Source organism: Pseudonocardia sp. DxW (assembly GCF_058448985.1).
This window is the reverse complement of the sequence record NZ_JBZFLK010000013.1, coordinates 1-11,703: the sequence shown is the minus strand read 5'-3', so window position 1 is coordinate 11,703 and position 11,703 is coordinate 1. Positions and strand designations below refer to the sequence as shown.

The following is an 11,703-nucleotide window of genomic DNA, read 5'->3' as shown; positions in this document are numbered from 1 at the left end:
CCGCGGTCGCGGGCTCAGGTCGGGGGCCGGCGCACCACCGTCCCGTCGGGTTCGGCACCGGCCGGGCCGACCGGGGCGATCGCGCGTCCGGCGTGCGTGGGCTGCGGCCCGTCCCCGGTGAGCGCGTCCAGTGCGGCGGCCACCGGGTCCGGGAACGGCAGCGTCCCGTCCGGGCCGACGTGCAGGCACATCAGCTCCTCGGTCGCCGAGGGCGCGCCGGCCGGGTCCACGTACAGCTCGTGCCAGAGCCGCAGCCGCTTGGCGTCCCGGCCGAGCACCCGGGTGCGCACGGTCAGCGGCGCGTCCGGACCGATCTCGGCCAGGTACCGGACGTGCGCCTCCACCGTGTACAGCGAGCAGCCGGTCGCCGCCCGGTAGGCCGCGTCCATCCCGCTCCGCTCCATCAGCGCGGTCGTCGCGTCGCCGAACACCAGCACGTAGTACGGCTCGGAGAGGTGCCCGTTGTAGTCGATCCACTCCGGGCGCACGGTGTCGGTGTGCACCAGCGGCTCCGCCGGCTCAGCCACGGTCGCCCCCGGCCGCCCCGGCCGCCCCGGCCGCCCCGGCCGCGCGGGCCGCCTCGACCGCGCGCCGGACGGCGATGACCGCCCGGTCCCGCTCGGCGACCAGCTCGGCCATCGGCCGTCCACCGGCGCTGACCTGCGCACCCGCCACCATGTCGTCGCGCAGCGCGGAGGTGAGCTCGGGGGCGTCCAGCCGGGTCCACGGGGCCTTCAGCGACGGCCCGAAGTGGTCGAGCATGTGCGCCATGCCGCCCTCGCCGCCGGCCAGGTGGAAGGTCAGGCAGGGGCCGTGCACCGGCCAGCGCAGGCCGGGCCCGTCGGTGATCGAGCGGTCGATCTCCTCCGGGGTGGCCTCGCCCTCGGCGACCATGTGCAGCGCCTCCCGCCAGATCGCCTCCTGCAGCCGGTTCGCGATGAAGCCGGGCAGCTCCCGGTCCATCTCGATCACCGACTTGCCGATGTGCCGGTAGAACTCCGCCGCCCGCGCGCTCGCCCAGGGCTCGGTCGCGTTCCCGCCGACCACCTCGACCAGCGGGATCAGGTAGGGCGGGTTGAACGGGTGCCCGACGACCAGCCGGCCCGGGTCGGCGGCCTCGGTCGCCATGTCCGACATCGGGAAACCCGAGGTCGACGAGGCGACGACGACGTCCGGCCCGGCCGCGGCGGCCAGCTCGGCCAGCAGCGCCCGCTTCAGGGTGAGGTCCTCCGGGGCGCTCTCCTGCACGAAGTCGGCACCCGCGACGGCCTCGGCGGCGGTCGGGAACAGCTCCAGCGCGTGCGGGTCGGCGCCGGGCGCCAGGCCCAGCTCGGTCAGCGCGGGCCAGGCGGCGTCGATGGTGCGGCGCAGCCGGTCGCCGGCGTCCGGCGCCGGGTCCCAGGCGCGCACCCGCAGCCCGCGGGCCAGGAAGTAGGCGGCCCAGCCGCCGCCGATCACCCCGGCGCCGATGCAGGCGACGGTGCGGATGCCGCTCACCGGGCGCTCAGACACCGGCCCGCTCCTTCAGTCCCAGGATCTCGCGGGCCTGGTCCGGCGTCGCGACCGTCCCGCCGAGGTTCTGCACGATCTCGACGGCCCGCTCGGTCAGCTGCTCGTTGGTCGCCTTCACCCCGCGGGCGAGATAGAGGTTGTCCTCCAGCCCGACCCGGACGTGCCCGCCGTGCAGCATCGACTGCGCCACCCAGGGCAGCTGGTCGCGGCCGATCGAGAAGGACGCGAAGTTCGAGCCGGGCGGCAGCAGGTTCACCATCGCGGCGAGTACGCCCGGATCGGCGGGGGCGCCGTACGGGATGCCCATGCACAGCTGGAACAGCGGCGGCGCGTCGATCAGGCCCTCGGCGACCATCGTGGACGCGAACCACAGCTGGCCGGTGTCGAAGATCTCCAGCTCCGGCTTCACGCCGAGCTCCTGCACCCGCTTGGCGCCGGTGCGCAGCATGTCCGGGGTGGACACGTAGAGCTGGTTGCCCTCGCCGAAGTTCAGCGAGCCGCAGTCGAGCGTGCAGATGTCGGGCAGCAGCTCCTCGACGTGCGGGAGCCGCTCGAGCGCATTGACCAGGTCGGTGCCGTCCACCGGCTTGAGCGGGTCCTCGGCGTCGATCACCAGGTCACCGCCCATGCCGGCGGTCAGGTTCAGCACGACGTCGACGCCGGCGTCCCGGATCCGGGTCACCGTGTCGCGGTACAGCTCGACGGCCCGGGACGGGTCGCCGGTCTCGGGATCGCGCACGTGGATGTGCACGACGGCGGCGCCCGCGCGGGCGGCCGCGATCGCGTCGGCGGCGATCGCGGCCGGGGTCACGGGGACGTGCGGGCTGCGGCCCACGGTGTCCCCGGCCCCGGTCACCGCGCAGGTGATGATGACGTCACGGTTCATCCGGTCTCCGTCCGGTGGGTGTCCTCCGGCGCCGCGAGCACGGCCCGGTCGATGAAGTCGTGCAGCACCGCGCGCATCTCGGCGGCCCCGGTGCCGGGGGTGCCCGCCATGACCTGGATGCCGAGGCCGTCGATCAGCGCGGTGAGCTGGTGGGCCAGCGGTTCGGCCCGGCCGGCGACGAACACGCCGGTGGACGCGCCGTCCTGCAGCGTCATCAGCACGCTGCGGTACCAGCGGTCGTAGGAGTCCCAGTAGAGCTCCCGGCGGGCCGGGTCGATCGCCGACTCCGCCCACACCTGGATCCAGATCGACCACTCGCGGCGCAGCAGCTCGCCCTGGGGCAGCTGCAGGTCGATCAGCCGCAGCAGCCGCCGGTGCGGGTCGGTGATCTCGTCCAGCTCGGCGACCTGCCGGTCGAACGCGAGCTTCACGTTGTGCCTCAGCGCCTCGTCCAGCAGCTGGGAGCGGGTGGGGAAGTGGTAGTGGATGGCCGCCGGGCTGGTGCCGCACTCGCGGGCCACGTCGGCCGTCCGCACCCGGTGGTAGCCGTGGTCGGCGATCAGCCGCCAGGCCGCGTCCAGGATCCGGCGCCGGGTCCGCCGGGCGCCCTGCGTCCCGGCGTCCGTGCCGTCCGGCGTGCCGTCCGACCTGCCGCCGGAGGCCGCGGATGCTGCGGCGCCTGTGGAGCCTGTGGAGACGACCGTGGCTGCGGCGCCGCCCGGCACCGCGGTGTGCGTGCGCGCGTCGTCGCGGCCGTGCAGCAGCCGGTTCACCGTCTCCCCGGTGACGTCGGCGATCGCGACCAGCTCGGCCGCGGCGAACCGGCGGCGGCCGGCCAGCGACTTCGACAGCTTGGTCTCGTCCAGCCCGATCGCGGCCGCGAAGCGGCGCTGCGTCCACCCGTCCCGGTCCAGCAGCTCGCGCACCCGTGCGGCCACGGCGGGAACGGAGCGGGGATCGGTCATCGCGCAGCACGGTAGTGCCGGACTTGCGTATTTCGCAACATTTGATCATCGACCGCGCTGCGTACAGGCCCCTTGCGGGGACCTGTCCGGCGCACCGGTCAGCTTGCGCTCCCGGACCGGGTGGCCGGTGTCGCGATCACCGGTAGGGTCGCGCGTCGGTACGGAGTCGACCCGGGGGAGAGGGAGCCATGCGCTCGCTGGACGAGGCCGCGATCTGGAACGAGGGCGTGCCGGGGGTGGACGTCCCCGGCTACGACCGGACCGGCATCCGCACCGGCATCGTGCACATCGGAGTGGGTGGGTTCCACCGCGCGCACCTCGCCATGTACGTCGACTCGCTGCTGATCGCCGGGGAGGCCCGGGACTGGGGGATCTGCGGGGTCGGGGTGCTGCCCGGCGACGCCCGGATGCGCGACGTGCTGGCCGCCCAGGACGGGCTGTACACCCTGGTCCGCAAGGAGCCGGACGGGTCGCTCGCGCCACGCGTCGTCGGCTCGCTGGTCGACTACCTGTTCGCGCCGGACGACCCGGAGGCGGTGATCGAGCGGATCGCGCACGCCGACACCCGGATCGTGTCGCTGACGATCACCGAGGGCGGCTACGCGATCGACCAGAAGACCGGCGAGTTCGATCCCGAGTTCCCCGGCGTCCGGGACGGGTCGAGCGCGTTCGGCCTGGTGGTGGAGGCGCTGGCCCGCCGCCGGGACCGCGGCACCGGCCCGCTCACGATCATGAGCTGCGACAACATGCAGGGCAACGGCGACGCCGCGCGCCGGGTCTTCACCGGCGTCGCGCAGCTGCGCGATCCCGAGTTGGGCGCCTGGGTCGCCGACCGGGTGAGCTTCCCGAACTCGATGGTCGACCGGATCACCCCGGCCACCGCCGACTCCGACCGCGCGGCGCTCGCCGACCGCTTCGGCCTGCGCGACGGCTGGCCGGTGGTCTGCGAGCCGTTCACCCAGTGGGTGCTGGAGGACGACTTCGCCGCCGGCCGCCCGGACTTCGAGCGGGTCGGCGTGCAGCTCGTCGACGACGTCGTGCCCTACGAGTTCATGAAGCTGCGGCTGCTCAACGCGACCCACCAGGCGCTCGGCTACCTCGGCTACCTTGCCGGCCACCGGTACGTGCACGAGGTCGCGCAGGACCCGGTGTTCGCGTCGTTCCTGCGCGGCTACATGGACGACGAGGCCACCCCGACCCTGCGCCCGGTCCCGGGGATCGATCTCGACGGCTACAAGGACACGCTGATCGAGCGGTTCGCCAACGCCGGCGTCGCCGACACCCTGATGCGGATCAACTACGGCAGCTCGGACCGGATCTCGATCTTCCTGCTGCCGGTGGTGCGCGAGCAGCTCGCCGCGGGCGGCCCGGTGCAGCGGGCCGCCGCCGTCGTCGCCGGATGGTGCCGTTACGCCGAGGGGGCCGACGAGCAGGGCACGCCCATCGAGCAGCAGGACCGGCTCGCCGCGGAGCTGACCGCGCTCGCCCTGCGCGAGCGGGACGAGCCGCTGTCGTTCCTGCGGCACCGGGCGGTCTTCGGCGACCTGGCCGACGACGAGCGGTTCGCCTCCGCGTTCCGGACTGCGCTGGAGTCGCTGTACGCCCGCGGGGCGGCGGCGACGGTCGCCGATCTCGGCTGAGCGGTGGGCCCGCGGCCGGGCCGGCGGGTCCGCGGCCGCGCCGATGAGTTCCGGGTGGTCCGCCGGTCAGCACCGGGGAAGCCCGCCGCAGACAGGAGACCGCCATGGGAACCATCGACGTGCACGAGTTCATCAGCCTGGACGGCGTCGTCGAGGATCCGTCCTGGACCGCCGGGTACGGCTTCACCGAGGCGATGGGCAACGCCATCGGGAAGCTCTGCGACCAGGCGATCCTGCTGGGCCGCACCACCTACGAGGCGTTCCACCCGGCGTGGTCGGCGCGCGGGCACGACGTCGAGTCCGGCGGCGCGTTCTTCAACGGATCGCCGAAGCACGTCGTGACGTCCACCCTGGACGACCCGCTGGAGTGGGAGAACTCGACGGTGCTCGGGCCGTACGACCCGAAGCGCATCCAGGACCTGAAGGACTCGGTCGACGGCGGCATCTACGTCAGCGGCAGCGTCACGCTGGTCCGCGCGCTGCTCGCCGACGGCCTGGTCGACACGCTCAACCTGTTCGTCTACCCGGTGGCGCTGGGATCGGGCCTGAAGCTGTTCACCGACGGGCCGCAGGTGCCGCTGCGGCTGATCGAGACCGAGCCGTACGACAACGGCGTGGTCCGGATGACCTACGGCCCGCCGGTGTGACGCCCCGGCTCAGCGGTGCGCCAGCAGCGCCGCCCCGATGATCCCGGCCTCGTTGAGCAGCTTCGCCGGGACCATCGGGGTCCGCGTCGACACGTACGGCGACCACTTGTCGAACTTCTTGCTGACCCCGCCGCCGACGACGATCAGGTCCGGCCACAGCAGGTTCTCCACGTGCCGGAAGTAGCGGGTCAACCGCTCGCCCCACTCCTCCCAGCCGAGCCCGTCGCGCTCGCGGGCGGAGTCGGCGGCGCGGGTCTCGGCGTCGTACCCGTCCAGCTCGACGTGGCCCAGCTCGGTGTTCGGCACCAGACGGCCGTGTGCGATCACCGCCGTGCCGATCCCGGTGCCGAGCGTCGCCAGCAGCACCACGCCGGACTTCGCCCCCGCCGCGCCGAACTCGACCTCGGCGACGCCGGCCGCGTCGGCGTCGTTGACCAGCACCGTGTCCCGGCCGGTGACCTTGCGCAGCACCGAGGCGGCGTCGCAGTCGACCCAGGAGTCGTCGACGTTGGCGGCGGTGCGGGTGACGCCGTGCTGGACGACGGCGGGGAAGGTGCAGCCGAACGACCCCTTCCAGCCGAAGTCGTCGAGGATCTCGGCGACGGTCGCGGCGACCGCCTCCGGGGTGGACGGTTGCGGGGTGGGGATGCGGACCCGCTCGCCGGCGAGCCTGCCGGTCGCCAGGTCCACCGGGGCGCCCTTGATGCCGGAGCCGCCGATGTCGATCCCGAACCCGTGTTCGTGCTTCTTGCTCACGTCGGCGATCCTCCCTCAGCCGGCCAGCGCGGCCGACACCACGTCGCGGGCCTGTTCCTGGATCTGCGCCAGGTGGTCGGGCCCACGGAAGCTCTCGGCGTAGACCTTGTAGACGTCCTCGGTGCCCGACGGGCGGGCGGCGAACCAGCCGGACCCGGTGACGACCTTGAGGCCGCCGATCGGGGCGTCGTTGCCGGGGGCCCGGGTGAGCTTCGCGGTGATCGGGTCACCGGCGAGCTCGGTGGCGGTGACCGCGTCCGCGTCGAGCCGGCCCAGCGCCGCCTTCTCCGCGCGCGTGCAGGCCACGTCGGTGCGGGCGTAGGCGGGCTCGCCGAACCGGACGGTGAGGTCGCGGTAGTGCTCGCTGGGGGTGCGGCCGGTGGTCGCGGTGATCTCGGCGGCGAGCAGGGCGAGCAGCAGGCCGTCCTTGTCCGTGGTCCACGGGGAGCCGTCCCGGCGCAGGAACGACGCGCCGGCGCTCTCCTCGCCGCCGAAGCCGATCTCCCCGGAGCGCAGGCCGGGCACGAACCACTTGAACCCGACCGGCACCTCGACCAGCGTGCGGCCGAGATCGGCGGCCACCCGGTCGATCATCGACGAGCTGACGGCGGTCTTGCCGATCCCGGCGGCGGCCGGCCAGTCGGGGCGGTGCGCGAAGAGGTAGCCGATCGCGACGGCGAGGTAGTGGTTGGGGTTCATCAGGCCGCCGTCGGCGGTGACGATGCCGTGCCGGTCGGCGTCGGCGTCGTTCCCGGTGGCGATCCGGAAGGGGGCAGTGCGTGGAGCGTCAGCGGAACGCGCATCGGCACTGCCGGCTTCCATACGTTTCCGCAGTGACGCCATCGCGTACGGCGACGAGCAGTCCATCCGGATCTTGCCGTCCCAGTCCAGCGGCATGAACCCGAACGTCGGGTCGACGTCCGGGTTGACCACGGTCAGGTCCAGCCGGTAGCGCTCGGCGATGGCGCCCCAGAAGTCGACCGAGGCGCCGCCGAGCGGGTCCGCCCCGATCGTCACGCCGGCGTCCCGGATCGCGTCCATGTCGAGGACCTGGTCGAGCTGGGCGACGTACTCGCCGAGGAAGTCGTAGCGGCCGGGATCGATCGTCGCGGTGCGGCGCACCCCGGACAGGCCGGCCTCGAGCAGCTCGTTGGCCCGGTCCGCGATCCAGCTGGTCGCCTCGGTGCCGGCCGGGCCGCCGTCCGGCGGGTTGTACTTGAAGCCGCCGTCGGCGGGCGGATTGTGTGACGGGGTGACGACCACCCCATCGGCGAGCCGGCCAGTTCCGGCACCGCCGGGGAGCCGGCCCGGTCGTGCGTTCGCGACCAGGATGGCGTGCGACAGCGCCGGGGTCGGGGTGAGGCCGTCCCGTGAGTCGACGACCAGCTCGACGCCGTTCGCGGTGAACACCTCGGCCGCGGTGCGCCAGGCCGGCTCGGACAGCGCGTGCGAGTCCCGGCCCAGGAACAGCGGCCCGTCGATGCCCTGGGCCGCCCGGTACTCGACGATCGCCTGGCTGGTGGCGGCGATGTGGTCGTCGTTGAAGGTGGCCGTGAACGCCGACCCGCGGTGGCCGGAGGTGCCGAACGCGACCCGCTGGAGGTCGACCTTGGGGTCCGGGTGGACGTCCCGGTACGCCGCGAGCAGCGCGGGCACGTCCACCAGGTCCTCGGGGCGGGCCGGGGTGCCGGCGCGCTCGTGCACGGTCATGGATGTCCTGTCCTTCCGGAGTGCGGTCGCCGCCCACCCTGCCGCATGGGCGGGGATGTCGGCAGCACCTACGCTCTCGTCCGTGCGGATCGCCTCGTTGCTGCCGGCCGGTACCGAGATCGCCGGGCGGCTCGGCCTGGCCGGCCGGCTGGTCGGGGTGACCTTCGAGTGCGACGACCCGGTGGGGGTGCGGGACCGGGTGCCGGTGGTGGTCGACACGGCACTGCCCGCGTCCGGGACGCCCGCCGAGATCGACGCGGTGGTCCGCGAGCGGGCGGCGGCCGGGCTGCCGCTCTACGACCTGGACCGGGCGACGCTGGCCGCCGCCGATCCCGATCTGATCCTGACCCAGGACCTGTGCGCGGTGTGCGCGCTGCCGGGATCCTCGGTCGCGCAGGCGCAGGCGGCGATCGGGACCCGCGCGCAGGTACTGTCGCTGGATCCGCACCGGCTGCCCGACGTGCTGGACGTGATCACCGCCGTCGGGGCGGCGGCCGGGGTGCCGGAGGCGGCCGCCACCCTGGTCGGGGAGCTGACCGCCCGGCTGGACGCGGTCGCCGCGGCGGTGCACGACCGGCCGCCGCCACGGGTGCTGGTGCTGGAATGGACGGACCCGCCGTTCCTGCCCGGACACTGGGTGCCGGACCTGGTGACCGCCGCCGGCGGGACGGCGGTCGGCGCGATCGCCGGTGGCCGCAGCGTCGCGACCGGATGGGACGCGCTGCCCGGCCCGGTCGACGTCGTGCTGGTCGCGCCGTGCGGGTTCGGGCTGGCGGGGGAGCGGGGCGCGCAGGCCCAGGCCCACGCGGTGCTGGACCGGCTCCCGGCCCGGGTCCCGGTGTACGCGCTGGACTCTGCGTCGTACGTGGTGCGGGCCGGACCGCGGCTGGTGGACGGGATCGAGGCGATCGCCGCCGCGCTGTACCCGGGGGCGGTGCCGGAGCCGCCGGCGGGGCGGATCGCCCGGGTGCGCTGAACGGGGCCGGCCGCTCGTGCGGACGTCCGGCATCGCCGAGGGCCGGACCGGGCCGGCGCGGTCGGGCCTACCTGCCGCGGCGGTCCCTGCCCGGGGTGTCCGCCGGCTCGGCGTGCCCCGCCGGTCCGGTCTCCCCGCCCGTCCCGGCCCTGGTCGGGCCCGCCTGTGCTGCCGGGCCCGCCTGTGCAGGCCCGGCCGGCTCGGGGGCATCGTCGTCGGCCCGGCCGCCGGGCCCGAGCCACCGGCCGACGAAACGGGCGATCCACGGCGCGACGAGCAGCATCAGCACCACCCGCAGCACCTGGACGGCGACCACCGACGTGACGTCGACACCGGACGAGATCGCGGTCGCCAGCACCGCGTACACCCCGCCGGGCGTCGTGGCGAGATAGCCCTCCAGCAGCGTCATGCCGGTGAAGTGCGACAGCACCAGGCCGAGCCCGGCGCACAGGGCGACGACGGCCAGGATCAGCGCGGTGGCCAGCGGGAGCACCCGGGCCACGGTGGCGAGCGCCCGGCGGGTGAACCGCAGCCCGGCCTGCCAGCCGATCAGCGCGTAGGCGAGGTCGACGATCGGCAGCGGCACCGACGCGTCGAACGAGAACCCGGCGAGGCTGATCACCAGCGCCACCATCATCGGGCCGAGCAGCGCGCCGGCCGGCACCCGGGCGAGCCGGGCGAGCGGGGTGCCGACGGCGACACACACCGCCAGCACCCCGAGTCCGATCCACCACGGCGCCCCGGACGTGGCCGGGTCCGGTTCGGCGCCGGGTGCGGCGTGCTGCGCCCCGTAGAGCGCGACGGCGACCATCGGCATGGTGGCCGTCACCAGGCCGACCCGCAGGTACTGGATGACGGCGACCATGCGTTCGTCGCCGCCCAGCTCGCGGCTGATCGCGACCAGCCCGGAGGCACCACCCGCCGTCTGCGCGAGCATCCCGGTGAGCGGGGTGACGCCGCGCTGCAGGCCCATGAGCAGGCCGGCGGCCATGCTGACCAGGAGTGTCCCCAGGCTGATCAGCAGGACCGGCAGCCAGTTCGAGGCGATCGCGGCAAGCGTGTCGGGCCGGGCGAGCAGCCCGATGACGACGCCGATCACCGCCTGCGCGCCCGCGGTCAGCGGCCGCGCGACCCGGCTCGGGCCGAGCCCGGACAGGGCCAGCACGGTGGCGACCAGCAGCCCGGCGAACAGCGCGGGGGAGGGCACGCCGAGGGCGCCGAGACCGATCGTGCCGAGCACGGTGAGGGCGGCGAGCAGCAGCCACCGCCACCAGGGGACGTTCCGCAGGCGCCGGAGCGCCGTCACCGCACGATCACGGACCGAGCGTATGCGGCACGGTCCCGCGCCGTGCCGCGTGCAACGGTGAGACCGGCCACGATCGTTGCGGTGAGCGAACGACCTGGCGGGGATCGGGCGTCCCGGCGTCCCGGCGTGCTCGGGCGGGAGGGCCCGCTCCTGCCTGCTCAGCCGGGATCGACCCGGAAGACCGGGCAGGTACCGGCGAGGTCCGCCAGCGCCTCGGGGGTCGGTGCTGCTGCGATGCCGCTCGCCACCATGATCTCGACTCCGTCCGGGGTCACCTCCGGCCACGCCGCGAGGATCGGGCGGGCCTCGTCGATCGGCAGCTCGGTGAGGACGACGTCCTCGGTGGCCGTCGAGGCCCCGCTGCTGAGGGTCGCCCGGCCGCCCGCTGCTCGGAGGTTCGCGATCCAGTCGGCGGCCGGAAACCCGCCCACCACGAAGCGGGCGTCGTCGCGCTCGTGCACGGTCAACGGCGTCCGGCGGAGGCGGCCGCTCCGTCGTCCGGGCACGGTCAGCACCGGGAGCGCGAACCCGAGCGTCCCGTCCTCGCGCTGGGCGAGGAGCTCGTCGTTCATCTCCTTGAGCTCGCGCGGGGCGCGGATCCGGGAGCGGGGATCGGGCGTGCGGTCCATGGGGCCTCCATGAGTCGGTGCCGGTCGAGGAATAGCTCAGTACGGCGTACGTAGTCCAGTGTGTCATCGAATCGGCGGTGCCGCCTGTGGCTTCCGGTGGCGGACCGCTGTGGCGGGTGTTCGAGGTCGTGTGTCCCGTCCGGGTGGTCAGAACGGCGCCGGATCCTCGCTCGCGTCGTAACCGGGGACGGTCGATCCGGTGGAGCCGTCAGGCGTCCGGTCCCGGCCGGGACACGTGAGTGCCGGAGGCGTCTGCAGGGAGGCGGTGACGGCGTCGGGCGCCGGATACGGATCGGTGAGGTCCCGGTAGTCGCGCGGGTGGGATGTGCTGGTCCAGCCGTGCGGACTGATCCATTCGACGGAGCCGTCGGGGTGGGTGAGGACCTGCCAGCCGGGCCGGTCCTTGAGGGTGTGGCAGCCACGGCAGTAGCCGTGCAGGTTTGTCGGTGCTGGTCTGGCCGCCGTGTGCCCAGGGGATGTGATGGTCCAGGTCGCGGATGGGGCGGTCGCAGGCGGGGCCGTGGCAGTGGCCGTCCCGGGCGCGGACGTGGTCGGCCATCGCGGCGGGCGGGGAGTAGCGGTGTCCGGGGACGGGCTGTGGTGTCGGTCGGTGGACGACCTGACGTGTCGTTGGCCCGGGCGGGATCATGACACAGCAGCCGGGACGGCGGACAGT

The 11,703-nt window shown here is 74.3% G+C and carries 11 protein-coding genes; 3 read left to right on the top strand and 8 right to left on the bottom strand.

From position 1 onward, the window contains the following. Positions 1-14: 14 nt before the first annotated feature. From ACVJO7_RS20395 to ACVJO7_RS20380, 4 genes are read right to left on the bottom strand one after another with little or no spacing between them, the layout of a single operon-like run. The gene (locus ACVJO7_RS20395; protein WP_491674200.1) at positions 15-527 is read right to left on the bottom strand and encodes a thioesterase family protein; all 513 of its coding nucleotides are present in this window, start codon (positions 525-527) and stop codon (positions 15-17) included. Further along, the gene (locus ACVJO7_RS20390) at positions 520-1,512 is read right to left on the bottom strand and encodes a 3-hydroxyacyl-CoA dehydrogenase NAD-binding domain-containing protein (protein ID WP_491674199.1); all 993 of its coding nucleotides are present in this window, start codon (positions 1,510-1,512) and stop codon (positions 520-522) included. The genes ACVJO7_RS20395 and ACVJO7_RS20390 overlap by 8 nt, the downstream gene beginning before the upstream one ends. Further along, on the bottom strand, positions 1,505-2,398 hold the full coding sequence (locus tag ACVJO7_RS20385; protein WP_358486099.1) for a beta-keto acid cleavage family enzyme: 894 nt from the start codon (positions 2,396-2,398) through the stop codon (positions 1,505-1,507). Before ACVJO7_RS20385 ends, ACVJO7_RS20390 begins: the two co-directional genes overlap by 8 nt. Beyond that, complete coding sequence (locus tag ACVJO7_RS20380) at positions 2,395-3,363, bottom strand: TetR/AcrR family transcriptional regulator (RefSeq protein WP_491674198.1); 969 nt, start codon at positions 3,361-3,363, stop codon at positions 2,395-2,397. Before ACVJO7_RS20380 ends, ACVJO7_RS20385 begins: the two co-directional genes overlap by 4 nt. Positions 3,364-3,551: 188 nt before the next feature. On the opposite strand from ACVJO7_RS20380, the gene ACVJO7_RS20375 reads away from it, so the two are divergent. Next, positions 3,552-5,003 (top strand): mannitol dehydrogenase family protein, encoded by a 1,452-nt coding sequence (locus tag ACVJO7_RS20375; RefSeq protein WP_491674197.1) that lies wholly within the window; start codon positions 3,552-3,554, stop codon positions 5,001-5,003. A 104-nt stretch (positions 5,004-5,107) separates the two neighbouring features. After that, positions 5,108-5,650 carry a dihydrofolate reductase family protein gene (locus tag ACVJO7_RS20370; protein WP_491674196.1) on the top strand — a complete coding sequence of 181 codons (543 nt, stop codon included), beginning with the start codon at positions 5,108-5,110 and terminating at the stop codon, positions 5,648-5,650. Between the two features lie 9 nt (positions 5,651-5,659). Here ACVJO7_RS20370 and ppgK read toward each other — a convergent pair whose 3' ends face one another. Together ppgK and pgm are read right to left on the bottom strand one after the other, a co-directional pair. Continuing rightward, entirely contained in the window at positions 5,660-6,406 is a 747-nt protein-coding gene (ppgK, locus tag ACVJO7_RS20365) for a polyphosphate--glucose phosphotransferase (protein ID WP_344017825.1), read from the bottom strand. A 15-nt stretch (positions 6,407-6,421) separates the two neighbouring features. Further along, positions 6,422-8,116, bottom strand: a complete 1,695-nt coding sequence (gene pgm / locus ACVJO7_RS20360; protein ID WP_491674195.1) for a phosphoglucomutase (alpha-D-glucose-1,6-bisphosphate-dependent) — start codon at positions 8,114-8,116, stop codon at positions 6,422-6,424. An 82-nt stretch (positions 8,117-8,198) separates the two neighbouring features. Between pgm and ACVJO7_RS20355 the strand changes: the two genes are divergently transcribed. Then, complete coding sequence (locus ACVJO7_RS20355; protein ID WP_491674194.1) at positions 8,199-9,092, top strand: TroA family protein; 894 nt, start codon at positions 8,199-8,201, stop codon at positions 9,090-9,092. Positions 9,093-9,159: 67 nt separating this feature from the next. On the opposite strand, the gene ACVJO7_RS20350 is transcribed toward ACVJO7_RS20355, so the two are convergent. Both ACVJO7_RS20350 and ACVJO7_RS20345 read right to left on the bottom strand, forming a co-directional pair. Further along, the gene (locus ACVJO7_RS20350; RefSeq protein ID WP_491674193.1) at positions 9,160-10,398 is read right to left on the bottom strand and encodes an AbrB family transcriptional regulator; all 1,239 of its coding nucleotides are present in this window, start codon (positions 10,396-10,398) and stop codon (positions 9,160-9,162) included. A gap of 158 nt (positions 10,399-10,556) precedes the next feature. Beyond that, positions 10,557-11,027 carry a nitroreductase/quinone reductase family protein gene (locus tag ACVJO7_RS20345; protein WP_491674192.1) on the bottom strand — a complete coding sequence of 157 codons (471 nt, stop codon included), beginning with the start codon at positions 11,025-11,027 and terminating at the stop codon, positions 10,557-10,559. Between the last annotated feature and the right edge of the window lie 676 nt (positions 11,028-11,703).